We start from the raw sequence: 23,889 nt of genomic DNA, 5'->3' as shown, positions 1-23,889 counted from the left end.
TTAGATAGTTTTTCCCGAAAACGGAACTAGAGCACTGCCCCATGTGAGACCGCCTCCAAATGCGTCAAGAAGCATTAAGTCACCTTGCTGCAGTTTTCCTGACTCATAGATATCATTGATCGCCATCGGAATAGATGCACCTGATGTATTACCGTATTTTTCGACCGTTAATACGACTTGATCATCGGTGAGCTCAAGTGCATCACCGACTGCTTTGATAATACGGTAGTTTGCCTGATGAGGGACGAAATGGGTGATTTTGGAAGATTCAATATTATTTTGCTCTAAAATTTCCACCACATCGGCGGTAAGAGTACGTACAGCGACTTTAAAAGTCTCGTTTCCTTTCATCCGCATAAAGCATCCCGCCGCTTCACGATCCAGCTCATCGTGCGCCGACCCGCTTCCACCGTTAGGTGTCATCAACAAATCGGCAAAAGAGCCGTCTGAGCCGGTATGGATATCGATAATCGCTTCATTTTTAGCTTCAGTTGCACTGATAACAGCGGCTCCGGCACCGTCACCGAAGAGAATACAGGTACCACGATCCGTATAGTCGGTAATCGCACTGAGTTTTTCGGCACCGACGATCAGGACATTTTTTTTCATTCCTGATTCAATAAATGCTTTTGCGATACTGAGAGCATAAACAAATCCGGTACAAGCGGCTGAAATGTCATACGCCATGACTTTTCCCAGTCCGAGTTTAGTTGCGATGATAGTCGCAGTCGAGGGCATACAAAAATAATCGGGTGAGATGGTTGCACAGATGATCATATCGATCTCTTCTTTTACAAGACCGGAGCGCTCTATTGCCATTTCTGCCGCTTTTACACCCATATCGCTGGTTCGCTCATCAGCAGCTGCAATATGACGCTCTTTGATCCCGGTTCGTTTTGTGATCCACTCATCGCTGGTATCAACCATTACCTCTAATTCGGCATTGGTCAAAATTTTAGAGGGGACATAAGCACCGATAGAACGAAACGCAGCGTACATGGTTAGCCTTTATAAGGGATCGAAGTTTATTTTTTTAGCTCTTCTAAACGATTTTCGATATGTTCGTTTACGCCGTTATCTACATAACGGATAGCTTGGAAAATAGCATTCTTAATTGCTTTCGGATTGCTTTTTCCGTGACTGACGATAGCGCAACCTTTGATGCCGACTAAAGGGGCACCTCCGATTTCAGCGTAATCGATCTCTTTTTTAAGAAGATGGAACACTTTGCGCATCAACAATGCTCCGGTAATTGCTATCGGCGATTTTCGGATATATTCTTTAATAAAGAAGCTGATTGTTGAGGCAACCCCTTCGGAGGCTTTAAGTACCAGGTTCCCGATGAAGCCGTCACACACAATGACGTCACAGCTTCCGTCAAAGATATTATTTCCTTCGACATTTCCGATAAACCCTCTTTGCCCTTCGAGCAATTTAAAGGCTTCTTTAGTGATTTCATTCCCTTTGGAATCTTCTTCACCGTTTGCAAGCAATCCGACGCGAGGTTCACTCAGTTTGTACATATCATGGGCGTAATAATATCCCATGATTGCAAACTGAAATAAGTGTTCTGCTTTACAGTCGACATTGGCACCCGCATCCATCAGAATACTTCGTTTTCCGCTTTTTGTCGGCATTGACGTAACCAATGCAGGACGCAATACATTTTTAAGACGTCCTAGACGAAGCGTAGCAAGTGTCATAGTCGCACCGCTGTGTCCGGCACTGACAACACCGTCCGCTTGACCGTTACGTACAAGCTCTACCGCTTTATAGATTGAGCTGTCCTGACGTTTGAGTGCATCCGTTGCGGCATCACTCATATCAATAACGTCATCCGCTTCAACAATTAAAATTTTATCTTTATAGCCCTTGGGTAATAAAGATAAAATCTCATCTTTTTTACCAACTAGAATTGGTTGAAAACTCTTTTCTTTGAGTGCTTCAAGTGTCCCTTTAACAATCGGTTCGGGACCGAAGTCCCCGCCCATTGCATCAATTGCAATTCTAATCATCGATTACTTGTACTCACCGGTTGTCGGGTTGACATAGTGAGACAATTTGTACGTGCCGTCTTTGTCTTTGACTGGACGAGCAAGAGAAATTTTATAGTGAGTTCTGCGTTTTGCGGCGCGAGAATGACTCACTCTTCTTTTAGGTACTGCCATCTTTTATAGTCCTTTCTATTTGGTTTTAGAACTCTCGATCTAACGAGGTTCCTTCGCAGTTTTCGCAACAAAAATAGTCGCTTTTAATCAGTTCGATTTCTGATTTTAGAAGTTCTTCCAAATCAATCATCGATTTGTCGATTTCGACGACATCCAACTCTTCGTCAGTGCCTTCATAAATCCCATCACTAAGATAAAAAGCAATCTCTTCATTTAAAGATCGCTCTACCTCTTCGGCACATAGATCGCAGGGAATTGAAATACTCCCCGTAATTGTACCGTTTAATTGGGCAAGATTACTTTTTTTCATGATTAAATCACCCGAAAAAAAGGCATTGTCACTATTTGCCTCAAAATGAAGCGGCTGTGATCCCAATTTTTTAAATGCTATTTTCATGGCAATTACGAAATTTCGCGGCCTGAAAAGAAAAATGCGATTTCATTTTTAGCATTTTCAACTGAATCACTTCCGTGAACAGCATTAGCATCGATGTTTTCAGCAAAATCAGCACGGATAGTTCCAGCTTCAGCTTCTTTAGGGTTTGTTGCACCCATCAAGTCACGGTTACGTAGAACAGCATTTTCGCCTTCAAGAACTGTAATAACAACAGGACCGCTTACCATAAAGTCAACGAGATCGTTGAAGAAAGGGCGAGCAGCGTGTACTGCGTAGAATGCTTCAGCGTCTTGACGGCTGAGCTGAACTTTTTTCATAGCTGCAATTTTAAGACCATCTGTCTCAAAACGATCTAAAATTTTTCCAATGACGCCTTTTGCTACAGCGTCAGGCTTGATGATTGACAACGTTTGTTCCATCAATGCTCCTGTTTTGTGTGTAAAAAATAGAACGGGATTATAGCCAAACAATAATTTAAGTAAGATTAAAGATCGGAAAAGAAAGAAAAAGAGGAGAAATGAGCGTAACCAAAGGGAAATAAACCCCTTTGGTTATCTAAGTGTATTAGTTAACGACGTTTGCTTTTGACGAACGCATTTCAGCGGTTACATCATCACGGTGAGCTGGGCTTGCACCGATTTCATCCCATGTGATACAACCCTCAGTCGGACAAGCTGTTGCACATGCCGGCTCATCATGGTGACCGACACACTCGACACATTTGTCAGCGTATACGTAATAGATCTCTTCACCCGTTGGGTTATCATCCTCGTCTACGATCGCTTCTACCGGACACTCGTCGATGCAAGCGCCGCAGTTAATACAGGTATCATTAATGACTACTGCCATAGGGTTCTCCTTGGTTAATAAATATGCGGTAACTATAACAGAAGAATTTTAAACCCACCTAAAAAAATAGGGGGTTGAATAGAGATTATGGATAGAGTGTTACAGAAAGAGAATTAAAGGCCGAGATACTCACGGATTGCGTCCACTTTATCCGTTTTTTCCCATGTAAATTCAGGAAGTTCGCGACCAAAATGGCCGTATGCTGCCGTTTTTCGATAAATCGGGCGTAATAAATCAAGCGATTCAATTATCCCTTTTGGCGTAAGGTTAAATAGCTCTTTGACACACGCTTCGAGTTTTTCTTCAGGGACAACGGCGGTTCCGTGTGAATTGACCATGATAGAAATAGGCTTAACGACACCGATGGCATATGAAACTTGTATTGTTGCTTTGTCACATGCACCGGATGCTACAAGATTTTTTGCAACGTAGCGCGCCGCATAGGCAGCTGAACGGTCAACTTTGGTCGGGTCTTTTCCACTGAATGCTCCACCGCCGTGCGGGCAGGCTCCGCCGTAGGTATCAACGATGATTTTGCGCCCTGTAAGACCGGCATCACCTTGAGGACCGCCGATAACAAATTTACCGGTCGGGTTGATGTGATAAACTATATTCGGACTCATAAGCTCTGCGGGAATAACGTATTTAATCACTTCTTCGATGACATCGGCATGAAGTTTTTCTTGTGAAATATCAGGGGCATGCTGAGTAGAAACAACAACGGTTTCAACAGAAACCGGTTTATCGTCAACATAGCGGATACTTACCTGCGTTTTTCCGTCTGGACGAAGATAAGGGATAATCCCCTCTTTGCGTACTTGTGCCAGACGTTCAGCAAGACGGTGAGAAAGATATATTGGCAACGGCATCAGCACATCCGTTTCGCGACATGCATAGCCGAACATCAATCCCTGATCTCCTGCACCGATTTCGCCGCTTTCTTGATCGACGCCTTGGTTAATATCGGGAGATTGTTCGCCGATTCCGTTGAGTACGGCGCATGAGCGGTAATCAAAACCGTAAGTTGCGTCGGTATAGCCGATTTCACGGACAACTTGACGGGCGATCTCTTGCATCGGAGCATACGACGTGGTTTTCAGCTCACCCGCAATTACGCAAAAACCGTTCGATACGAGTGTTTCACAGGCGACACGCGCTTTTGGATCATGTTCGATGATATAGTCTAGAATCGCATCGCTGATCTGATCGGCCATTTTGTCCGGATGCCCTTCGGTGACCGATTCAGAGGTGAAAATATATTCTTTAGGCATAAAAATCCTTAGAGGAAAGGTAAAATATTTGTGGTTGAGCGGATTATAGCGAACCCTTTTTTAAAAAATCTCTTTCCCAAAAAAAGTCGATCCAATCCGTAGCTTCATGTAAGGAAAAGTCTGGTTGCATTAATGCGGTCGGTTTGGTAAAGAGAGTTGCGACTTTAAATTCGCAAGTGGGATTTTGTAAACGGAGTATCGGAAGAAGCGCGAAAAGTGTCCGGCCGCTGTCGACAATATCATCCACGACCAGAACCTGTCGCGAACCGGTGAGATCGCACTGACTTAAAATGCTCACCTTATCGCGTTGGGAATCCCCATCATAACTCTCTACCCGGATAGTGTGCAAATTGCGGACATCCAACGCCATAGAAAGGGCATGAGCAAGGCTCATCCCGCCTCGTGCAACAGCGAGAATCGTATCTGCTTCAAAGGGTTTGCATTGTTCGCTTAAGTGTTGAACATCGGTACAAAATCGTTTATAATCATAGTATATCATTTTGAAATCATATCATAAGGGCATCTGCGCTATAATAATATATCAATTAAAAGCGTAGCTATCAACGCACCATGCGCACAGCCAAACGAGGTTATTATCTCATACTGGCATAAACACTAGGAAATGTATGAAAAAATTAGCGATTATCGGTCGTCCGAATGTCGGCAAAAGTTCTCTCTTTAACCGTTTGCTCAAACAGCGTGATGCCATTACCTCCGAGCAGGCAGGGACGACGAGAGATGTCAAAAAACGGGTTGCCGTTGTGGTGGATAAAGAGGTAGAAATCCTCGATACGGGTGGATTGGATGAAGGGTGTGAACTTTTCGACCGGATTAAAGAAAAATCCCTAAAAGCGGCACATGAAGCCGACATTATCCTCTTTATGGTAGACGGTAAAAGTCTTCCGGAAGAGGATGATAAAAAGCTTTTTTATGAGCTTGAATCGATGGGAAAAGCGATTGCTTTGGTTGTCAATAAAATCGATAATGACAAAATGCAAGAGAAGCTTTGGGAATATTATGAATTCGGGACGGATCGTATCTTCGGAATTTCGGTCGCTCATAACCGATCGGTTTTGCCGCTTTTGAACTGGATTGCATCAGAACTTCCAGACTCTTCTATTGTAACCCCTGAACCTGATGTCGCAGAAGAAGATGAGATGGACGGGTTTGATGCGGCATTGAAAGCCTCTTCGGATGATGAAGAGTTCGACGATGAAGATGATGATGGATTCTTTATTCCCGAAGAGGATGACGAAGAAGAGGAAACATCGATAGAAGCACTCGAAGAGGCCTATCGCGGAATCGTCAAAGAGTATGAAGCGGGTGATGTCAACCAGATGAAAGTGGCGATTATCGGCCGTGTCAACGTCGGGAAAAGTTCACTTCTTAACGCATTGCTCGGAGAAGACCGCTCAGTAGTCAGTTCGGTTGCCGGAACAACGATTGATCCGATCGATGAGACGGTAGAATACCAAGATAAGCAGATTACTTTTATCGATACAGCAGGGATTCGTAAACGGGGAAAAATCCTCGGAATCGAAAAATACGCTCTAATGCGTACCGAAGAGATGCTCGAAACGGCAGATATCGCATTGCTGGTACTCGACGCGTCACAGCCGTTCATGGACTTGGATGAGAAAATTGCCGGGTTTGTCGATAAAAACCGTCTCGCATGTTTGATCGTCCTTAATAAATGGGATATGGCTCCGCGAGAAGATTACGACAAAATCATTGCCGAAGTCCGTGATCGATTTAAATTTTTGAGTTATGCTCCGATCGTTACAATCTCGGCGCAAAGCAAACAGCGGGTTCATAAGATTTTCGATATGCTCCTCAAAATCAATGAGAACTATTCACAGCGTATTTCTACCGGAAAACTGAACGAAGTGATCCAAGCGGCAATGCGCAAACATATCCTGCCGAGTATCAACGGTATGAATATTCGTCTCTATTTCGCAACACAATACGATATCCGTCCTCCGCGCATCGCTTTGATTATGAATAAACCGCAGGGACTTCATTTCAGCTACCGCCGATATTTGACGAATCAGTTGCGAGAGCAGTTTGATTTTGAAGGGACTCCGGTACTCTTTAAAGCGAAAGCGAAAAACCAAAGCCGTAAACCGAAAACACATAAAACTCGGTCGATGTGGTAAAACAAAAGCCGTATGGCTTTTGAGTGTTAAAACGGTTTTATAACAACAAGTGCAACAATACCCATCAATAAGAGGGTGGGTACTTCATTATACATTCGAAAAAACTTCCCGCTTTTATAGGCTGTATTTTCTTTGAGTTTGAGACGGTAATGTCCAAGAGAGAAGAAATAGGCAGTTAAGATAGCTACCAAAGTTAGTTTGGCATGCATCCATCCCCCCATTTGAAATACATTTACCCCGTTATAGTGCTGTGTTGACAGGATAATCAGCGCAGTTCCCGAAAGCAATGTTGCCCAAAATGCAGGAATGCCGATGTATTTGTAAATCTTCATCTCCATGACTTCTACCACTTCGATAAATCCATGATTGGTTCCGTTTTCGACATGGTAAACGAAAAGGCGTGGAAGATAGAAAAGCACGGCAAACCATGAGACCATCGAGATGATATGAAACCACAAAATCCAGTTATACATAATGAAATCCTAAATGAAAAAATGAGCGCGGTGTAACTGCATGTGGGCATCCTGCCGAAGGAAACTCAGCGTTAGCGTAGTCCAGCGGAGCTTTGCTGCGTGCGGACGTTAACCGAGATAATGGAAGGATAGCGAAAAAAGATTAATTGTTACAGATTCTTTTTGACAAAGGCAATAATTTGGGGAGCCGGCAAGGCGCCGCTGAACTGATCGACGATACGATTGTTTCTAAAAGCGATGACAGTCGGAATGGATCGGATACCGAAACGCCCGCCAAGCTGTTGCTGCTCTTCCGTATTGATTTTGATAAATTGCGCTTTGAGAGGGAACTGGCGAGCTGCTTCTTCGAAGGAGGGTGCCATACTCCGGCACGGTCCGCACCACGGTGCCCAAAAATCAGCGATTATGAGTCGTTCATCATTGAGCATCAATCGATCAAACGATGAAGCATCTACAGAGATAGGCTTGGTATCGAGAAGGGAAGCTTTGCAGTGCCCGCAAGCAGCTTTTGTGTAGGAATCTTTTACAGGGATAGCATTGACACCCCCGCAATGGGGGCAGACGATGTTGATTTTACTCATCGTCTTACTCTGCTGCTTCTTCGATAACTTCAATTTCTCGAAGTGAAGTGGCATGGTGGTCTTTTACTTTATCATGGAGTCGACGAAGCGCTTTGTTCGCCCGTTCAATCGCCATATCGATTGCAGTGTCGAGATCTTCGTCGACATCTGAAATAACGACGGGTTGCGCATGAGCGATATGCATATCAAATTCAACGCCAACCCCTTTTTTCTCTTTTGTGATCATAACATTGACGGTCGTAATGTCCAAATGGTAACGTTTGAAATTTTCAATAGCGGTAGCAATATGGTCGTTAAGATGCTGAGTAAGTTTTACTTCTTTAGAGCGAATTTGGACATTCATAATGAATCCTTTTATGTTGAACTATCGAAAAATATAGCATATCTTTTCTTAAGAGGAAGCTTAAGAGACTCTGCGGTAAAATTACTTTATGTTCAAGGAGTTATTGTGAGAGTTTTAACGGGTATCCAGACATCTGGTGATTTACATATCGGAAATTATTTTGGTTCAATCAAACCGATGGTTGAATCGCAAAAAGAGCATGAAGTATTTGCTTTTTTGGCAAATTATCATGCAATGACGACGATTAGCGACGGAGAGCGTCTTTCCAAATTGACGATGCAGGCAGCAACTGACTTTTTGGCACTTGGAATGGATCCGGAAAAAAGTACTTTTTGGGTACAGTCGGATGTGAAAGAAGTTCTTGAACTCTACTGGGTATTATCGGGATTTACTCCGATGGGGCTTTTGGAACGGGCGCACAGCTATAAAGACAAAGTGGCCAAAGGGATCGCGAGCAATCACAGCCTTTTTTCGTATCCGGTCCTTATGGCGGCAGATATTTTATTGTTTGGCTCTGAAGTTGTTCCGGTTGGGAAAGATCAGATACAACATGTCGAGATTGCACGCGACATCGCAATCAAGTTCAACAACCAACACGGCGATATTTTCACGATCCCAGAATTTCGTGTGGATGAGAACGTTGCTACTGTTCCGGGAATTGACGGCCAAAAGATGTCGAAAAGTTACGGTAATACGATCCCGATTTTTTCGGAAGAGAAGATTCAATCGAAAATTATCAAAAAAATCGTGACCGAAGCGGTTCCGATGGAAGAACCAAAAGAGTATGAAGATTGTAATGTTTATAATATCGCCAAACTCTTTTTGGATTATGAACAGACGCAAGCCTTGCAAGAGCGTTATAAGCGCGGAGGCGAGGGGCATGGTCATTTCAAACTCTATACCCATGATGTCATTTGGGAATATTTTCGTCCGTATCGCGAGCGCCGAGCCTATTTTGAAGCGCATCAGGATGAAGTTCGGGAAATTTTGCATGCAGGTGCGGCAAAAGCGAGTGCAGCGGCGCAACCGATTATCGATAAAGTCCGCTCCGTAACCGGAATCAAGTATTAAAGGAATCAAGATGAAAAACTATATCATCAAACAAATCGCCGATTCGGCGGCGACGAAACAAGCGATTTTAGAGAATGAGACTCTTTTAGATACGATCGTAACTGTAGCAAAAGCCTGTGTTGAAGTCTATCGTCAGGGAAAAAAGACGATGCTTGCAGGTAATGGCGGATCCGCTGCCGATGCACAGCATATTGCGGCAGAATTAGTCGGACGATACGGTTTTGACCGTCCTTCGATCCCTTCTTTAGCGCTTACTACCGATACGTCTAACCTTACGGCCATTGGAAACGATTACGGTTATGACAAAGTGTTTTCACGTCAGCTCGAGGGGATGGCGCAGGAAGGAGATTTGTTTATCGGTATCTCTACGTCCGGAAATTCGCAAAACATTATCAACGCGTTTGAATCGGCAAAAGACCGCGGGGTAACTACCGTGGCGCTCGTCGGACGTGACGGCGGTAAAATGGCGGCAATGGCCGATTATGCGATTATTATTCCTTCCAATGCTACACCGCGTATCCAAGAATCTCATATTCTGATCGGGCATATACTCTGCGATATTATTGAAAAAGAGCTTTTCGGCGGCGGAGTAGCATAAGTGTCAAAAAAAGCCCTTTTTCTCGACCGTGACGGCGTAGTGAATGTTGAAAAAAATTACCTCCATAAAATCGAAGATTTTGAACTCATGGAGGGAATTGTTGACGTATGTCATAGGTATCAGGAACAGGGGTATTTGATTATTGTCGTGACCAATCAATCGGGTATTTCACGGGGCTACTATACGGAAGAGGATTTTGCTCTTTTGAGTCAATGGATGGTAGAACATTTCAAAGAGTTTGGTATTACGATCACCCATATCTACCATTGTCCTCATCATGAGAGTATTGACGGTGTATGCGAGTGCCGTAAACCGGAACCGGGTATGTTTTTGTCTGCGCAAAAAGAATATGAATTGGATATGGCCTCCTCGGTAATGATCGGTGATAATGAACGGGATATTGAAGCCGCTTTGAAAGCGGGAGTCGGAATGAATATTCTCCTCTCATCTGAAGCAGCTGTATCAAAAGCCAATACGATTATTCATTCACTGCGGGAGCTACTCTGATGCGGATACTCAATACGGGTGGCACATTCAATAAACGGTATGATCCGATCAAAGGGGAGCTGTTTGTTCCGAACGACAATCTAGCTATTGAACAAATTATAGAATCAATGGTGATTTCTATCCCGCTTCAAGGGGTGCTTTATAAAGACTCTTTGGAGATGGATAACCATGATCGCTCAGTGCTGGCGCACACTGTTTCTTCATTGGAGGAAAAAATTATTATTGTCGTTCACGGTACCGATACAATGGATCTGAGTGCCGAATACGTAGCAAGTCTGGGATTGGATAAAGTGATTGTTTTTACCGGAGCGATGATCCCCTTTGGTATTAATCCTATCGAAGCAACGGCCAATCTTTCTATGGCAATCGGATATGCTCAGAATGCACAAAACGGTGTTCACATTGTGATGCAAGGTGTTATGGGTCCATACGATCAGGTGAAGAAAAATAAAGGGTTAGGGAAGTTTGAATATGTCTAAAGTCAAATGCGATCACTGTCATCTGGAATTTAGCGATGACGTAATGATCCATGACGGAGAGTACCGTTTCTGCTGTAACGGCTGTCGAGGTATTTTTCATCTTCTCAAAGACGAAGGGTTGGAGAGTTTTTATTCCAAAATGGGGGATACGACCCTCTCTCCTCCGACCGAACAGTTCGAAGCAAGCACCAATTTTGACACTCCTGCTTTTCATGAGCGTTTTGTAACGACAACGAAAGAGGGACTCTTTCAAGTTTCTCTTGTGATTGAGGGGATCCATTGTGCCGCATGTGTGTGGCTAAATGAAAAAGCACTCCATAAGATGGAAGGGGTGATCGAAGCTCATATCAACTATACGAACAACAAAGCCCGTATTACCTGGAATCCTGAGAGTGTCAAGCTCTCTGGCATTATCGATATGATCCGTGCAATCGGGTACAACGCATTTCCGTATGATGCCTCATTGCAGGAAGTACGTGCGAATAAAGAGCGTAAAGATTATTACCTGCGGATGGCGGTAGCGACGTTTGCAACGATGAATATGATGTGGATTGCCGTTGCACAGTATGCGGGATATTTTACGGGAATTACCCAAGACGTCAAAACGATTCTCAACGTGGCGGAGTGGTTTTTAGCAACACCGGTACTCTTTTACAGCGGATGGATTTTTTATCGCGGAGCCTATTACGGGCTACGAAATCGTGCCGTTACGATGGATCTGCTCGTCGTTACGGGATCGAGTCTGGCATATCTCTATTCTATCTATATAACCGTGTTTGAAAAAGGGGAAGCCTATTTTGATTCGGTAGCGATGATTATTACCTTCGTACTGTTCGGGAAATTTCTCGAAGTCCTCAGTCGCAAAAATGCTGCCGATACGCTCGATATTATAGGAAAACATATTCCGCGCGAAGTCAGTATCCTAGAGGGAGAGACTATCCGTTCCGTCGATGTCAACGAAGTCAAAGTGGGAGATGTCATCGTCATCCGCAGCGGTGAACGTTCAGCAATCGACGGTGAAGTGATCTCTGGTGAGGGGAGCTTTGATGAATCCAACCTTACCGGAGAATCGGAACCTATATTTAAACGCCTCGGTGACAAAATCATCAGCGGTACGACGAGTATCGATGCCCTGATCCATTACCGTTCAACGAAAGATTTTGCTCATTCGACACTTTCGAATTTGGTGAATCTCTTAGAGAACGCCATGGCGCAAAAACCCTCGATCGAGCAGCTTGCTAATCGTCTCTCGCAGCATTTTTCCTCTACGATTCTCTTTTTGGCAATTGCGACGTTTTGGACATGGCTCTTTTGGCCGCACAGTTTTGATCGCTCTCTTATGGTCGGGATTTCAGTCATAATCATTGCCTGTCCGTGTGCATTGGCTCTTGCAACTCCGGTGGCAACGCTGGTAGGATTGGCTTTGGGGGCAAAGAGAGGAATCCTCTTTAAATCGGCAGCTCAGATCGAGACGATGGCAAAAGCGACGATGGTGGTATTGGATAAAACCGGCACGATAACTCAGGGGCGTCCCGAAGTGGTTTATGCGACACTCCATCATCCGTTTGATCATAATGTATTGCATACGCTTGTCTCTTCATCCAAACATCCGATCAGCAGAGGGGTACTGGAATATTTGGAACGCACGGAGGAAGGGGTAGATTCAACCAGTCTCGAAGAGGTACGTGAAATTCCTGCACGCGGTATGGTAGGGCGTGCAAACGGTGTAGTAGTTGCCGGAGGGAATGCGCTGCTGATGAAAGAACTGGGCATCGCTGTGGATGCCGTTAGCGATAAAAGTATTTTTTATTATGCGGTAGATAATCTTCTTGTCGCAGTCTATGAACTTCGCGATCTTCCTAAAGCAAGGGCACATGAGTCGATAGAAATATTAAAACGCTCCAGCCTTCGTGTTGTGATGCTTACAGGTGATCATGAAGCGGCGGCACATCGCGTAGCAAAAGAGGTGGGGATTGATGAGGTACATGCTCATCTTACTCCGGAGGGGAAAGCGGCATTTATCGCGTCGGCACATCAGGACGGACATATCGTTGTAATGGCAGGGGACGGTGTAAATGACCTGTTGGCATTGGCGGCGGCTGATATTGCTATTGCGATGGGAAATGGAAGTGATATTGCGATTGAAGTGAGCGATGTAGTGCTGATGAATGATTCGTTGACGTCATTAACGGAAGCGTTCGGTATCAGTCGCAAGACATACGGTTTGATTAAACAAAATCTGGGTATCTCACTGGTATACAATTCGATTACGATTCCGCTTGCGATGATGGGGTATGTGATACCGTTGATTGCGGCAATTTCGATGTCGTTTAGTTCGCTCCTCGTTGTCGGTAATTCGATGCGGGTTCGATGGCTCTACAAATAAAAAGGTAAAATTGTAAGTGCGGTTTACTGCACGCGGGCTCTCTGCCGAAGAGAACCCAGTGTTAATGTAACCAAAGGGATGTATTCCTTTGGTGTGTAAAAAGGAATATTATGGACTCTTGGGTAATCGCGATGATGCTCGGTGCATCGATCTTTTTAGGCGGAATAGCGTTGGCGGCTTTTATGTGGGGTATCAAAAACGGTCAGTTTGACGATGAGACCAAGATGATGAATCAAGTACAGTTTGATGACGAAGCGGAACTCAACGATGCTGCCAATCAACAGCGTAAACAAGAAGCAATGAATAAACGGGAATATAAACCGGAATAAATTATGAAGAGACTCACCGCAAGTGCGGCGAGTGAGGTATTATTTGATAGTTGCGATGTAAGCAGCGATTGCTTTGATATCAGCGTCAGAGTAAGCTCCAACTTGACCTTTCATCAATGCACCCATTCCAGCTTTGTTCAAAGTACCAGCTTTGTACCCTTTAAGAGCAGTTTCGATAGCTTCTGCAGACAAACCTTTTACGATAGGTGATTTACCAAGAGCAGCTTTTTCGAAAGAAGCACCATGGCAAGCAGCACATTTAGCAGTTAGGGCTTTACCATCGGCAGCCATCAAAGATACACCAGCGAACAACATTGCGAGAGCAATTTTTTTCATTTGTTTTCTCCATTAAAAATTTCGTCGTCATTATAGTCTTAGCAATCTTAAATCACTCTAACATTTCTCTCCTTTAATAGAAGCTTTGTTACAATATGCTACTACCTGTATTTAGAGGAAATATATATGCGCTACAGTTCTGCCGATTTGAATCGAAAAACCATTTTAATCACGGGAGGAGCGGGCTTTATCGGTTCCAATCTCGCTTTTTATTTTCAGGAGAATTATCCTGAAGTTCATGTTGTGGTATTGGATCTTTTTCGCTCGAATATTACGTTATCGAACGGTAATCTCAGAAGTTTCGGTCACTTTAAAAATCTTTTGGGATTTCAGGGTGAAGTGATCAGTGGTGATATCAATGACAGTACATTGCTTTCAAAGCTCAAACGCGATTATCAATTTGACTATATTTTTCACGAAGCGGCAATCTCCGATACCACGGCGTTAGAACAGGATTTGATGATTCAAACCAATGTCAACGCGTTTAAAGATCTCCTCGATATCGCCGTGGCTCACGGTGCCAATATGATTTATGCTTCCTCCGGAGCCACTTATGGTGATGCCCCTTCTCCACAGCGTGTAGGACGGGAAGCTCCTCAAAACGTTTACGGTTTTTCAAAATTGATGATGGATCATTTGGCGCATAAATACACCAAGAAATACGATCATATCAGTATTGTCGGATTAAGATATTTTAATGTGTACGGGCCTAGAGAATTTTTCAAAAACAAAACCGCATCGATGGTCGTACAATTCGGTCATCAGCTGTTGGCGGGGAAAAACCCGAAACTGTTTGAAAACTCAGATCAAATTCTGCGCGATTTCATCTTTATCGAAGATATCATTCAAGCTAATGTCCTCGCAATGAATCCGAAAGAGAACGGTGTTTTCAATGTCGGAACCGGAAAGGCGCGATCGTTTCAATCGATGGTGGATATCCTCCAAAGCGAACTGGGAACATCTTTGAGCTGCGAATACATCCCTAACCCGTATATCGGACGCTATCAATTCCACACGGAAGCCGATATCGAGTCCACAAAAGCTATTTTGGGATATGAACCGCGCTTTAGTTTTGAAGAGGGGATTGCGGCTTACGTACCGGAAATCAAGCGTCTGTTTGAGCAGGAACTCTGATGAAACAGTTAAATGATATTCATCCTCATATTCTTGTAATCGGTGATCTGATGATTGACCATTATTTGTGGGGAGGATGTGAACGTATCTCTCCTGAAGCTCCGGTACAGGTCGTCGATATCTCTCGTGAGACGACAGTTCTCGGCGGTGCGGGAAATGTAATCAACAATCTAATTGCTTTGGGTGCCAAAGTAAGTGTAGCCGGCGTCATCGGAGACGATGAAAACGGCGAAGAATTACGCAATATGCTTTCGGATATCGGTGTAAACAGTAACGGTTTGATACGGCAAACAGGGCGTAAAACATCCAAAAAAAGCCGGATTATTGCTTCGAATCAGCAAATTTTGCGTTACGACAAGGAATCCAAAGAGTCGATTGATAAAGTGAGCGAGCGCGCTATCGTCTCGTACATTATTGATATCATCGATACGTGCGATATTATCATCCTCTCCGATTACGGAAAAGGGGTTATTACCGATGCCGTCGCAGGCGGGATAATCGCCACGGCAAAAGCGGCAGGGAAAAAAGTGTTGGTGGATCCTAAGGGCAAAGATTACCGAAAATACCGCGGCGCCTATTTGCTGACACCGAATAAAAAAGAGGCCTCTGAGGCGACAGGGATCGTGATCAAAGATGACAAGAGTCTCCAAAAAGCGCTTGTAAATCTCAAAGAAACATGTTCTTTGGAATGTTCGATGATCACCCTCTCCGAAGACGGTATTGCGATTTATGACAAAAGCATGCGGCGCTTTCCAACCGTAGCCAAAGAGGTCTATGATGTGACAGGTGCGGGGGATACAGTGATCGCATCTCTCTCATTTGCACTGAGTGCCGGACTGAGCATCGATGAAGCGGCCCCTTTTGCAAATCATGCTGCAGCCGTTGTCGTCGGTAAAATCGGTTCGGCTACCGTCACACTCGCCGAAATTGAGGAATATGCCTCCAGTTTGCATCAAAGTACTTCGGAAATGCATATTAAAACGCAAGAAGAAATTTTTGCACTTTCCGAGCGCTTAAAACGCGAAGGGAAAAAAGTCGTCTTTACCAATGGGTGTTTCGATATTCTCCATGTCGGACATGTCAAATATCTCCAAGAGGCGAAAAGCTACGGGGATGTATTGATCGTCGGGCTCAATTCTGACAGTTCGGTTCGTACCCTGAAAGGGCCGACACGTCCGGTCAATTCTGAAGCGGATCGTGCCTATATTTTAGCTGCGCTCGAATCGGTCGATTTTGTGGTGATGTTTAGTGATGAAACTCCGTATGAACTCATTAAGAATATTGCTCCCGATATCCTTGTCAAAGGGGGAGATTATGAGGGTAAATCGGTTGTTGGAGCGGAATTTGCTAAGGAATTGAGACTGGTGCAGTTCGTGGACGGCAAAAGCACGACGGCTACAATAGCTCGGATTAATGAAGGGACACTATGCTAAAAAAAATAATTTTATGCGCTTTGATCAGTAGCGGAGCGTTCGCCGCACACCAAATCGAAGCAAATGTGAACAGCAGGGATGTTGAAGGACAAGTTCGATTAGATATGGGCCGTATGGGAAATGCGATGCAAAACACCTATATTGGGGCACGTTTTTTAAACGGGGATAACAACAACAGCAATACGATTGCCAATACGGATCCGCTTATGGAGGTCTCATTTATGGTGATGCGACCGGTGCAAGGTGTTCAAGGATTGAAACTGGGACTCGGCATCAAGGGAGAATACACCAAATTCGACGGTAATACGTATGCGGCGATTCCATTGGGTGCCGAAGCGGAACTTTTACTCCCTTTGAATACCCCTTTTCCGTTTTACCTGGGGGGATCGCTCTATTATGCCCCTTCGGTGTTGAGCTTCAAAGACGGGGATTCGTATTTGGAAACACGTTTGCATCTGGATGCTGAGCCGATCGATAACGGCCGGGTCGAAGTAGGATACCGAAAAATCGATACCAACATCAAAAACCGTGATGTGACCTATAACAGTTCATGGTATTTCGGGCTTAGATTAGACTTTTAGCAGCTTCAATTACTTCTGCTGCTGTAATACTTTTCATACATTCGTGATGTCCGAGCGGGCATTCACGCTTCATACACGGCGCACACTCCATATCATGTCTCACGATAATACTTTTTTCATTCATCCATTGTGATGTTTCCAAATGGCGTGTCGGGCCGAAGATTGCCACCGTCGGTACCTGATAGGCCGCGGCTACGTGCATCGGGCCGCTGTCGTTGGTGATAAACAGATCCAATCCGCCGATAAAACTGCATAACTCCTGAATCGACGTTTTTCCTGCGAGATTGGTCACGTTTACACCGTTTAGTCGGGTTTCGATATCGTTGGCCATTCCTACTTCATTGGGGCCGCCGAAAAGGATAATGTCGAATCGTTCACTCAAAGCACGCGCTACTTCGGCAAACTTTTCAGGATACCATCGTTTGGCGCTTCCATAGGTTGCCCCCGGATTGATTCCGAGGGTAGGGCGTTTATACGGATGAAGGGGAATATGCAGTTTGAGGTTTTTGATGATAAGTGGCGACGAACTCAGACTTTGGGCGATATCGCGGTACTGTTCCACCAGATGGGAAGGGTGGTGCGGTTTGATCGCATGGGTAAGAAAAAGTTTTGAATGCCAGCTCTTCCGACCTGCACTCACCGGTGTTTTCGTCCATGATAGCAGAAGGGAAGAATGGAGCTGATTGCGAAATGTTATCCCGAGGTCATGGCGACCCAGCTCCCGAGCAAATCTCAGGGTATTGAGGAGACGATTGCCCCCTTTTTTCGTTTCATCGACATAATGGCGTACGCATTGGGGATGATATTTCAACGCTTCGATACTTACAAACGAACCGACCAATGTAAGCTCTGCTTCGGGGTAGACAACACACAGTGCTTCGATGGCGGGGGTTGCCATTACAGCGTCGCCGAGCCAGTTGGGGAGAATGATGAGTATTTTCACGAAGCTGCCTTATAGGTGTAGAGTGGGGTAGAAGTTAGATCCCATGAAATATGCAATTCTCCTCTCGGGGTGGAACAGACGAGTAAATGCTTCTCATTTTCCGTACGATAGCGCATAAATTCGGCGTCATTTAAATGCGATAGCATAGTTCTATAGGCATCATACGTATTTCGTTTGCGTATACCTTCGCGGTTGTCGATTAGTCCGTATCCCGGGGCGATGAGCTGATGCCAAAAAACGCAATCCACTTGCTGTGATGCAAATGCGAGGAGATGATATCGAACCATATAATCCCTGTAATCCTCTTCGCTTACACACTCTGTTTCACTGGTCGGAGCATACGGGGCGGTGTTTTTGATCGGCCAGTTGGTCTCGGTAATGATTAACTCATCAGAGGTTTTGGCACTTAATCGCATCAAAGCAGCTAGAAAACGTATTTTCCCTCTCAAATCAAATCCAATTTGGGTGTTTTCGGGAGCACCGCGGCGATCGACGTAGAGAAGAGTTCCGAGTGCATCGTATCGGATGGGTTTGAGGTTGAAGAGGGTATGGGCGGTGAAATGGTATTCGAAATCGATGACGTTGGAACCGATCAGTTTGATATGGGGAAAGCGCTCTTTTTTGAGTTCATAGGCAACCGAATAAAAATCGAGATATTCATTGACACTGAAAAATCCCCATTTGGCACGGTTGATGGTTGAACCGACAATATAGGTATGGCAAATCCCATTCAGTGCTTCGAATATTTGGATGAAATGATCTCGGCTCATATCGGGGCTCGTGATATGTTCACGGTCTTGGAGCAATGCAACGGTGATCTCTTTATCCTTAAAAGAGCGGATAAAGGTGACGTATTCGTGTAGTCGTTCCATGTCCCACAGTGGGATGCGGATCAGGAGTTTTTTGACCCCAAGCTCTTCGATCAGATACGGGGTTGTATTGGGTTCTTTATCGAGGTTTACCCCGATACCGAAAAAGTATTTTGCGGTGATGGAACGGCGAGGAATAAACGGCATCATGAGAATGGCAACCGGCAGGGTGAGCAAAGCAATACAAAATGTTTTGATCAGCGAAGGAAGAGCACTGCGCCGCATGGCACGTTTTAATGCTTTGTCTCTAATGATGGCAGGCTGATCGGAATAATGATCCCAAACGAATGGTTCTTTCATGGTGAGATTATAGCGATATTGGGTAAAATAACCCTATTCAAACAAGGGTGAACAATGAATATTTTGGTAGTGCGTAATGACAAACTGGGTGATTTTATCACCGCATTGCCGACTCTGTATGTTTTAAAACATCATAACCCTTCTAACCGTATCATCGCTCTCGTAGCTCCTCTGAACCGTACATTAGCGGAGTCATGTGATTTTATTGATGAGGTGATCGTTGATAGCGGGGATGATATTTTAGAACTTGCCTTTAAAATCAAACAAGCCCAAATTGATGCGTCTATTACCCTGTTTTCCAACACCCGTGTTGCACTTGCGCAATGGATAGCGCGTATTCCTCTGCGTATCGCCCCGGCCACAAAAATAGCCCAAATTTTTTACAACCGCCGCATCACACAACGCCGAAGCGAAGTGAAGATGGCGGAATTTGAGTACAATTTAGAGCTGACTAAAGCACTTTTTAGTGATATTTCACTCGATTTTCCCAAACCGCTTTTGCACTTTGAGGGGGCCGAAAAAGCCTATTCGGAATTTTGTGCCGAATATGGAGTGACCAAACCGGTGGTAGCGTTTCACCCTGGTTTCGGCGGTTCCTCGGATGCCAACTGGACGTTCAAAGAGTACATAGAGCTGGTTCGCATTGCAGAGGCAGAGTCGAATATTGATGTGGTTATGACGTTCGGTCCGGATGAGGAAAAACTGTACAACGAAGCGAAAAATGCATTGGGCGGGAGCAGGGTAGTCCTATACCGCTCAGTAGGAAGTGTGGTCGATTTTGCCAAGCTTTTGAGCAGTTTTAAACTGTTTATAAGTACGTCGACGGGGACGTACCATTTGGCCAGTGCAGTAGGGTGCGAGACATTTACGTTTTTCGCCGATACCCGTTTTGCTTCGGCATTGCGGTGGAAAAGTATCGGAGAGGTACAGCATCACTTTATGATCCCCCTCAATCCGCAGGGACGCACAGAGATGTTTGAGAGGGTTAAGAAAGAGCTGAAAAATCGCCTTTCATTGCTTTCTTGAGCCTTTTTTTGAAGTTTTTGACCCGTTTGTTGGCGTTGTTATGCCGTTGCATTTCACGGATTGCGATATTTTCGTCCAGACCGCTGAGCCGAGCGTATTCACGTCCCATGATTTCGAGTTCCTCATCGCTTGCCCACAGTTTATTAAAATTTTCGCATCCTTGAATCGGGGTGATTTCTCGAAACTCCATCCGGTTAATATCGACGATACTGAATGCGTACATGTCACCTGTGCGTCGGATTAGAATGTTGCCCGGCGAGTAGTCCAGATGCCATACCCCTTTGCGATGGAGTTCATAGGTGTACTCGGCAAACGCTTTGAAAATGGCTTCCCGATCGCTTAGCGGTTCAAGCAGCGGAGTGCGAATGGTGAAATCGTACTCAAAATATTCGCTGATGAAATAACTGTCCGCTAATAACCCTGACTCAAAGAACTCGATGAGAGCAATCGGCTGAGGGGTCGAAATATCGAGTTCTCGCAAACGCAGAGCATTGTGATACGATTTGTAGGCTTTGCTGTGACGAAAATTAGAATAGACGATACGGTTTATCACATGTGGGACTTTAAACGATTTTACGACGGTCTTAATTCCCTGAATATCAATGATTTTGAGTTCATTACGGGCTTTGTGGATCGAGTGATCGTCTTGGGCAAAAATGGTTCGGATCGCTTCAAACGAGGGTTTGAGGGATTCAAATGCCGGATTATATTCGTATCGGATATTCATAGGAGTTAGAAAAGTCCTTAAGAGAGGGTGTGATATGATACTAAAAACTCTGTTGGATGATACTGAAAGGCTGAAAGAATGGGTGTTTCCGTCGTAATAATTGTCAAAAACGGAGCCGCAACACTCTCTTCGTGTTTGGAGAGTCTGAAAGCTTTTGATGATGTTGTCGTCTACAACAACGGATCGACGGACGACACAGCCGCAATCGCTTCAACGTATTCGAACGTCCAACTCGTAGAAGGGGAGTTTATCGGTTTCGGTCCGACGAAAAATGCGGCGGCGGAATATGCCGTGCACGATTGGATTCTCTCCCTTGATGCGGATGAAGTGATGGACGAAGCGATTGTTCGTGAGATTATGTCGCTGGCGCTTGAGCCGAAAACGGTTTATACCCTGTTACGTAAAAACTTTTACAAGAGTACTGAAATCCGCCATTGCTGGGGCGCAGATGAAATCGTCCGTATCTATAACCGCAAAACGACCCGATACAGCGATAAACACGTCCATGAACATATTTTGAGTGAAGGGCTGAGCCGTTATACGCTTCATAACAGTTTCAGCCATTATCCTTATCAGAGCATTTCGGAATTTGTCATCAAAGCCGATCGTTATTCGACCCTGTTCGCAACCGATAACGTCGGCAAAAAATCCTCTTCTCCCGCCAAAGCGTTTTTTAACGGGCTTTATTCATTCTTCCGTACCTATATCCTCAAACGGGGGTTTTTGGACGGTTATGCGGGGCTTATTATCGCATTTTCCCATATGGCGACCAATTTTTACAAATACATCAAGCTCTATGAATTGAATCTCGAACAAAAGAATCAACGTGGCGAATAAGATTTGCGAACTGTGTCTCTCTCCCGATTTGGGGGGATTGGAACTTTATATGATGCGAGCTTCACATTATCTCGGTGAACATAGCGAATGCGTCAGCGTTATCAATGAAAAAGGGAAATTGAGAGAACAGTACGAAACACATGGACTTCCTTTTGTCCCACTGAAACGTCGTAATACACTTTTCTCATGGTTCAGTGCCCGTGCCCTTGCGGAAATTATTGATCAGGAAAATATTGATGTCGTGCATCTGCACTGGACAAAAGACCTTCCTCTCGCCATTATGGCAAAACGGATTTCCAAACGCAAACCTCGTGTCGTACAGTCGCGCCATATGACAATGACCCGGTTCAAAAACGATTTTTACCACCGATATCTGTATAAAAATCTGGATATGATGCTCGCAGTGACTCAGCAGGTTAAAACACAGATTGAAAAATTTATCCCAGAGGAGGTTCGGCCGAAAGTAGAAGTACTCTACATCGGTGCCGATCAACCCGCGATTATTTCCGAAGAGGAAAAGCAATCCCGTCGTAAACGGTTGGGATTAGGAAAATCGTTTACAGTCGGAATAGTGGGGCGGATAGAGGCTCAAAAAGGGCAGCATCTGGTACTCGAAGCGCTCATGAAACTCTCCAAAAAAGGGATCGATGCCAAAGTGCTGATCGTCGGTCATACGATGGATGAGGCATATCTGCTCCGCTTACAAGAAGAATACCGTGATATCGCTGTTTTCACCGGATTTACCAATGAAGCTCAGACGTTGATGCAGGTATGCGATACGGTCGTTTTGGCGACTGAAAAAGAGACGTTCGGACTGGTTCTGATCGAAGCGATGATGTGCGGGGTCTGTGTTGTCGCCAGTGACAGCGGCGGGCCGTTGGAGATTATTGACAATGAGATCAACGGGCTGTTGTTTAAAACGTTTGACAGCGATGATTTGAGCGTTAAATTAGAGAGACTTGCGTATGATACTCATATACGTTTTGAGTTCGCAAAAGCGGGACAACTCAAAGCGATGGAAATGTTTGAAAGTCAAAAACAGTTTAAGCTGTTGCAACAAACTTTACGGAAAGTGTAAGAATGAAATTATGGTTTGAAAAAGGTGCATGGGCATCTAAAAAAGCAAAAAACATTGCTAGGGACATCTCTCCCGAATCGGTCCGTTCTATTGCGATCATCCGTCATGCGTCAATAGGGGATATGATGGTCTTGCGCCCTTTTTTAGTTCAAGCACGTGCTTTTTTCCCGAATGCAACAATCACTTTAAGTATTATTGACACGTACAGTTACGGTGCACCATTGGATTTGGTGGATCGTGTACATACGGTACATAAAAAAAGAGAGGGCAAAAAAACCTCCTTTTTATCACGCTACAAACAAATACGGGAGTTGGGTAATCACGATTTATTATTTGATATGACCGATAGCGGCTTGTCCGGCGTTATATGTTTTTTGAATAAGGCTAAAGTAAAAATAGGGTTTCCGTATCGTCGAGTTAAAAATTTCCTCTTTTTCGATATCAGTTTGTTGCGTTCGGATTTGGTACCTGAGGTCGAAACTTTGCTACATATGCTCTATATCTTTGGAGCGCCCAAACACTTGGAGATTGATTACGGGTATAAAAATGCAGATAAAAAAGAGTCTCGAATCGTCTATTTTATGGGAGCTTCGGTTCCGTCCAAACAATGGCCGAAGGGGAATTTTAGCAGTTTGATCCAAAAAATGGCACACCAATATCCGGGATATGAACATATCGTATTGGAGGGGATCGGCATCAACGAAAAAGTGGATGATGTAATGACCGATTTTTCTCAGTATGCCAATGTGAAAAAACTCGAAGCACTCCCTTTGGACAATATGATGGAATATCTTGCCCATTCTCAGGCGGTTGTATGCAATGATACGAGAATACGCAATATGGCGATCGCATCGAATACGGCCACTGTGGGAATCTTCTTTTCTACTGTGCCGTACCGATATTTGCCTTATACAGCGCTGCATACTGCTGTTTTTGAACCGGATGGTTCGATGCCATCGGTTGAACGGGTTTTTGAAAGTCTTAAAACATCAATGAGCAGTTTTTAAATACTCGGCT

Annotated in this window: 29 protein-coding genes; 14 read left to right on the top strand and 15 right to left on the bottom strand. The window is 44.5% G+C overall.

Annotated features, from left to right (window positions below; all coding sequences use genetic code 11):
* The 8 genes from PHP90_RS02910 to PHP90_RS02875 form a co-directional block, all read right to left on the bottom strand.
* Positions 1–999 carry a beta-ketoacyl-ACP synthase III gene (locus PHP90_RS02910; protein ID WP_299924970.1) on the bottom strand — a complete coding sequence of 333 codons (999 nt, stop codon included), beginning with the start codon at positions 997–999 and terminating at the stop codon, positions 1–3.
* Positions 1,000–1,025: 26 nt separating this feature from the next.
* Positions 1,026–2,015, bottom strand: coding sequence for a phosphate acyltransferase PlsX (gene plsX / locus PHP90_RS02905; RefSeq protein ID WP_299924967.1), 990 nt, complete (start codon positions 2,013–2,015; stop codon positions 1,026–1,028).
* Between the two features lie 3 nt (positions 2,016–2,018).
* Complete coding sequence (gene rpmF, locus PHP90_RS02900) at positions 2,019–2,168, bottom strand: 50S ribosomal protein L32 (protein WP_013461018.1); 150 nt, start codon at positions 2,166–2,168, stop codon at positions 2,019–2,021.
* A gap of 25 nt (positions 2,169–2,193) precedes the next feature.
* On the bottom strand, positions 2,194–2,565 hold the full coding sequence (locus PHP90_RS02895) for a YceD family protein (RefSeq protein ID WP_299924965.1): 372 nt from the start codon (positions 2,563–2,565) through the stop codon (positions 2,194–2,196).
* A 5-nt stretch (positions 2,566–2,570) separates the two neighbouring features.
* Positions 2,571–2,984 (bottom strand): nucleoside-diphosphate kinase, encoded by a 414-nt coding sequence (ndk, locus tag PHP90_RS02890; protein WP_299924962.1) that lies wholly within the window; start codon positions 2,982–2,984, stop codon positions 2,571–2,573.
* Between the two features lie 145 nt (positions 2,985–3,129).
* Positions 3,130–3,414, bottom strand: coding sequence for a 4Fe-4S dicluster domain-containing protein (locus PHP90_RS02885; protein WP_299924959.1), 285 nt, complete (start codon positions 3,412–3,414; stop codon positions 3,130–3,132).
* A gap of 113 nt (positions 3,415–3,527) precedes the next feature.
* Entirely contained in the window at positions 3,528–4,685 is a 1,158-nt protein-coding gene (gene metK / locus PHP90_RS02880; protein WP_299924956.1) for a methionine adenosyltransferase, read from the bottom strand.
* Positions 4,686–4,728: 43 nt separating this feature from the next.
* The gene (locus PHP90_RS02875; RefSeq protein ID WP_299924953.1) at positions 4,729–5,184 is read right to left on the bottom strand and encodes a phosphoribosyltransferase family protein; all 456 of its coding nucleotides are present in this window, start codon (positions 5,182–5,184) and stop codon (positions 4,729–4,731) included.
* A 127-nt stretch (positions 5,185–5,311) separates the two neighbouring features.
* Between PHP90_RS02875 and der the strand changes: the two genes are divergently transcribed.
* On the top strand, positions 5,312–6,841 hold the full coding sequence (der, locus tag PHP90_RS02870) for a ribosome biogenesis GTPase Der (protein WP_299924950.1): 1,530 nt from the start codon (positions 5,312–5,314) through the stop codon (positions 6,839–6,841).
* 26 nt (positions 6,842–6,867) lie between these two features.
* Here the strand turns inward: der and PHP90_RS02865 are convergent, their stop codons facing one another.
* From PHP90_RS02865 to raiA, 3 genes are all read right to left on the bottom strand, one after another.
* On the bottom strand, positions 6,868–7,314 hold the full coding sequence (locus PHP90_RS02865; RefSeq protein ID WP_299924947.1) for a CopD family protein: 447 nt from the start codon (positions 7,312–7,314) through the stop codon (positions 6,868–6,870).
* Positions 7,315–7,463: 149 nt separating this feature from the next.
* A complete protein-coding gene (gene trxC, locus PHP90_RS02860) occupies positions 7,464–7,895 on the bottom strand; it encodes a thioredoxin TrxC (RefSeq protein ID WP_299924944.1) in 432 nt (143 codons plus the stop codon).
* A gap of 4 nt (positions 7,896–7,899) precedes the next feature.
* On the bottom strand, positions 7,900–8,238 hold the full coding sequence (gene raiA, locus PHP90_RS02855; RefSeq protein ID WP_299924941.1) for a ribosome-associated translation inhibitor RaiA: 339 nt from the start codon (positions 8,236–8,238) through the stop codon (positions 7,900–7,902).
* Positions 8,239–8,343: 105 nt separating this feature from the next.
* Here raiA and trpS point away from each other — a divergent pair, with 105 nt between their 5' ends.
* The 6 genes from trpS to ccoS all read left to right on the top strand — a co-directional run bounded on the left by trpS (position 8,344) and on the right by ccoS (position 13,608).
* On the top strand, positions 8,344–9,309 hold the full coding sequence (trpS, locus tag PHP90_RS02850; RefSeq protein ID WP_299924937.1) for a tryptophan--tRNA ligase: 966 nt from the start codon (positions 8,344–8,346) through the stop codon (positions 9,307–9,309).
* 10 nt (positions 9,310–9,319) lie between these two features.
* Positions 9,320–9,907 (top strand): D-sedoheptulose 7-phosphate isomerase, encoded by a 588-nt coding sequence (gene gmhA, locus PHP90_RS02845; RefSeq protein ID WP_299924935.1) that lies wholly within the window; start codon positions 9,320–9,322, stop codon positions 9,905–9,907.
* The gene (gene gmhB / locus PHP90_RS02840) at positions 9,908–10,414 is read left to right on the top strand and encodes a D-glycero-beta-D-manno-heptose 1,7-bisphosphate 7-phosphatase (protein WP_299924930.1); all 507 of its coding nucleotides are present in this window, start codon (positions 9,908–9,910) and stop codon (positions 10,412–10,414) included.
* Entirely contained in the window at positions 10,414–10,893 is a 480-nt protein-coding gene (locus PHP90_RS02835; protein ID WP_299924927.1) for an asparaginase domain-containing protein, read from the top strand. The genes gmhB and PHP90_RS02835 overlap by 1 nt, the downstream gene beginning before the upstream one ends.
* Complete coding sequence (locus tag PHP90_RS02830) at positions 10,886–13,279, top strand: heavy metal translocating P-type ATPase (protein ID WP_299924924.1); 2,394 nt, start codon at positions 10,886–10,888, stop codon at positions 13,277–13,279. Before PHP90_RS02835 ends, PHP90_RS02830 begins: the two co-directional genes overlap by 8 nt.
* A 110-nt stretch (positions 13,280–13,389) precedes the next feature.
* Complete coding sequence (gene ccoS / locus PHP90_RS02825; protein ID WP_299924921.1) at positions 13,390–13,608, top strand: cbb3-type cytochrome oxidase assembly protein CcoS; 219 nt, start codon at positions 13,390–13,392, stop codon at positions 13,606–13,608.
* A 39-nt stretch (positions 13,609–13,647) separates the two neighbouring features.
* Here ccoS and PHP90_RS02820 read toward each other — a convergent pair whose 3' ends face one another.
* Complete coding sequence (locus PHP90_RS02820; protein WP_299924918.1) at positions 13,648–13,944, bottom strand: c-type cytochrome; 297 nt, start codon at positions 13,942–13,944, stop codon at positions 13,648–13,650.
* Positions 13,945–14,070: 126 nt separating this feature from the next.
* On the opposite strand from PHP90_RS02820, the gene rfaD reads away from it, so the two are divergent.
* Genes rfaD through PHP90_RS02805 form a run of 3 tightly spaced genes read left to right on the top strand, consistent with a single transcriptional unit; the run spans position 14,071 to position 17,092 of the window.
* Positions 14,071–15,078, top strand: a complete 1,008-nt coding sequence (gene rfaD / locus PHP90_RS02815; RefSeq protein WP_299924915.1) for an ADP-glyceromanno-heptose 6-epimerase — start codon at positions 14,071–14,073, stop codon at positions 15,076–15,078.
* On the top strand, positions 15,078–16,511 hold the full coding sequence (rfaE1, locus tag PHP90_RS02810; RefSeq protein ID WP_299924913.1) for a D-glycero-beta-D-manno-heptose-7-phosphate kinase: 1,434 nt from the start codon (positions 15,078–15,080) through the stop codon (positions 16,509–16,511). Before rfaD ends, rfaE1 begins: the two co-directional genes overlap by 1 nt.
* Positions 16,505–17,092: a YfaZ family outer membrane protein gene (locus tag PHP90_RS02805; protein ID WP_299924910.1), complete on the top strand. Its 588-nt coding sequence runs from the start codon at positions 16,505–16,507 to the stop codon at positions 17,090–17,092. The genes rfaE1 and PHP90_RS02805 overlap by 7 nt, the downstream gene beginning before the upstream one ends.
* Here PHP90_RS02805 and waaF read toward each other — a convergent pair.
* Positions 17,076–18,035, bottom strand: coding sequence for a lipopolysaccharide heptosyltransferase II (gene waaF / locus PHP90_RS02800; RefSeq protein ID WP_299924907.1), 960 nt, complete (start codon positions 18,033–18,035; stop codon positions 17,076–17,078). The two genes, PHP90_RS02805 and waaF, sit on opposite strands and share 17 nt — an antisense overlap.
* Entirely contained in the window at positions 18,032–19,204 is a 1,173-nt protein-coding gene (locus PHP90_RS02795; protein ID WP_299924904.1) for a glycosyl hydrolase, read from the bottom strand. The genes waaF and PHP90_RS02795 overlap by 4 nt, the downstream gene beginning before the upstream one ends.
* Before the next feature lie 54 nt (positions 19,205–19,258).
* Between PHP90_RS02795 and PHP90_RS02790 the strand changes: the two genes are divergently transcribed.
* Positions 19,259–20,230: a glycosyltransferase family 9 protein gene (locus PHP90_RS02790; RefSeq protein ID WP_299924901.1), complete on the top strand. Its 972-nt coding sequence runs from the start codon at positions 19,259–19,261 to the stop codon at positions 20,228–20,230.
* On the opposite strand, the gene PHP90_RS02785 is transcribed toward PHP90_RS02790, so the two are convergent.
* Entirely contained in the window at positions 20,190–20,957 is a 768-nt protein-coding gene (locus tag PHP90_RS02785) for a lipopolysaccharide kinase InaA family protein (protein ID WP_299924898.1), read from the bottom strand. The two genes, PHP90_RS02790 and PHP90_RS02785, sit on opposite strands and share 41 nt — an antisense overlap.
* A 78-nt stretch (positions 20,958–21,035) precedes the next feature.
* On the opposite strand from PHP90_RS02785, the gene PHP90_RS02780 reads away from it, so the two are divergent.
* From PHP90_RS02780 to PHP90_RS02770, 3 genes are read left to right on the top strand one after another with little or no spacing between them, the layout of a single operon-like run.
* A complete protein-coding gene (locus tag PHP90_RS02780; RefSeq protein ID WP_299924895.1) occupies positions 21,036–21,794 on the top strand; it encodes a glycosyltransferase family 2 protein in 759 nt (252 codons plus the stop codon).
* Entirely contained in the window at positions 21,784–22,872 is a 1,089-nt protein-coding gene (locus tag PHP90_RS02775; RefSeq protein ID WP_299924892.1) for a glycosyltransferase family 4 protein, read from the top strand. Before PHP90_RS02780 ends, PHP90_RS02775 begins: the two co-directional genes overlap by 11 nt.
* Positions 22,873–22,874: 2 nt before the next feature.
* Positions 22,875–23,879: a glycosyltransferase family 9 protein gene (locus tag PHP90_RS02770; RefSeq protein ID WP_299924889.1), complete on the top strand. Its 1,005-nt coding sequence runs from the start codon at positions 22,875–22,877 to the stop codon at positions 23,877–23,879.
* Positions 23,880–23,889 lie beyond the last annotated feature (10 nt).

The sequence above is a fragment of the Sulfuricurvum sp. genome (assembly GCF_028712165.1).
In the GTDB taxonomy this organism is placed as follows: domain Bacteria; phylum Campylobacterota; class Campylobacteria; order Campylobacterales; family Sulfurimonadaceae; genus Sulfuricurvum.
Note: the sequence above shows the minus strand (reverse complement) of the source record. Positions and strands in the feature narration are given on the sequence as shown.

Excerpts from the sequence above, each read along its gene's own strand:
- PHP90_RS02780 (WP_299924895.1), top strand. The coding sequence starts at position 21,036 with ATGGGTGTTTCCGTCGTAATAATTGTCAAAAACGGAGCCGCAACACTC.
- rfaE1 (WP_299924913.1), top strand. The coding sequence starts at position 15,078 with ATGAAACAGTTAAATGATATTCATCCTCATATTCTTGTAATCGGTGAT.
- trxC (WP_299924944.1), bottom strand. The coding sequence starts at position 7,895 with ATGAGTAAAATCAACATCGTCTGCCCCCATTGCGGGGGTGTCAATGCT.
- metK (WP_299924956.1), bottom strand. The coding sequence starts at position 4,685 with ATGCCTAAAGAATATATTTTCACCTCTGAATCGGTCACCGAAGGGCAT.
- plsX (WP_299924967.1), bottom strand. The coding sequence starts at position 2,015 with ATGATTAGAATTGCAATTGATGCAATGGGCGGGGACTTCGGTCCCGAA.
- PHP90_RS02885 (WP_299924959.1), bottom strand. The coding sequence starts at position 3,414 with ATGGCAGTAGTCATTAATGATACCTGTATTAACTGCGGCGCTTGCATC.
- raiA (WP_299924941.1), bottom strand. The coding sequence starts at position 8,238 with ATGAATGTCCAAATTCGCTCTAAAGAAGTAAAACTTACTCAGCATCTT.
- PHP90_RS02875 (WP_299924953.1), bottom strand. The coding sequence starts at position 5,184 with ATGATATACTATGATTATAAACGATTTTGTACCGATGTTCAACACTTA.
- gmhA (WP_299924935.1), top strand. The coding sequence starts at position 9,320 with ATGAAAAACTATATCATCAAACAAATCGCCGATTCGGCGGCGACGAAA.
- PHP90_RS02895 (WP_299924965.1), bottom strand. The coding sequence starts at position 2,565 with ATGAAAATAGCATTTAAAAAATTGGGATCACAGCCGCTTCATTTTGAG.
- der (WP_299924950.1), top strand. The coding sequence starts at position 5,312 with ATGAAAAAATTAGCGATTATCGGTCGTCCGAATGTCGGCAAAAGTTCT.
- PHP90_RS02770 (WP_299924889.1), top strand. The coding sequence starts at position 22,875 with ATGAAATTATGGTTTGAAAAAGGTGCATGGGCATCTAAAAAAGCAAAA.
- PHP90_RS02805 (WP_299924910.1), top strand. The coding sequence starts at position 16,505 with ATGCTAAAAAAAATAATTTTATGCGCTTTGATCAGTAGCGGAGCGTTC.
- PHP90_RS02795 (WP_299924904.1), bottom strand. The coding sequence starts at position 19,204 with ATGAAAGAACCATTCGTTTGGGATCATTATTCCGATCAGCCTGCCATC.
- PHP90_RS02820 (WP_299924918.1), bottom strand. The coding sequence starts at position 13,944 with ATGAAAAAAATTGCTCTCGCAATGTTGTTCGCTGGTGTATCTTTGATG.
- rfaD (WP_299924915.1), top strand. The coding sequence starts at position 14,071 with ATGCGCTACAGTTCTGCCGATTTGAATCGAAAAACCATTTTAATCACG.
- PHP90_RS02835 (WP_299924927.1), top strand. The coding sequence starts at position 10,414 with ATGCGGATACTCAATACGGGTGGCACATTCAATAAACGGTATGATCCG.
- PHP90_RS02785 (WP_299924898.1), bottom strand. The coding sequence starts at position 20,957 with ATGAATATCCGATACGAATATAATCCGGCATTTGAATCCCTCAAACCC.
- ndk (WP_299924962.1), bottom strand. The coding sequence starts at position 2,984 with ATGGAACAAACGTTGTCAATCATCAAGCCTGACGCTGTAGCAAAAGGC.
- PHP90_RS02830 (WP_299924924.1), top strand. The coding sequence starts at position 10,886 with ATGTCTAAAGTCAAATGCGATCACTGTCATCTGGAATTTAGCGATGAC.
- PHP90_RS02790 (WP_299924901.1), top strand. The coding sequence starts at position 19,259 with ATGAATATTTTGGTAGTGCGTAATGACAAACTGGGTGATTTTATCACC.
- PHP90_RS02865 (WP_299924947.1), bottom strand. The coding sequence starts at position 7,314 with ATGTATAACTGGATTTTGTGGTTTCATATCATCTCGATGGTCTCATGG.
- rpmF (WP_013461018.1), bottom strand. The coding sequence starts at position 2,168 with ATGGCAGTACCTAAAAGAAGAGTGAGTCATTCTCGCGCCGCAAAACGC.
- ccoS (WP_299924921.1), top strand. The coding sequence starts at position 13,390 with ATGGACTCTTGGGTAATCGCGATGATGCTCGGTGCATCGATCTTTTTA.
- PHP90_RS02910 (WP_299924970.1), bottom strand. The coding sequence starts at position 999 with ATGTACGCTGCGTTTCGTTCTATCGGTGCTTATGTCCCCTCTAAAATT.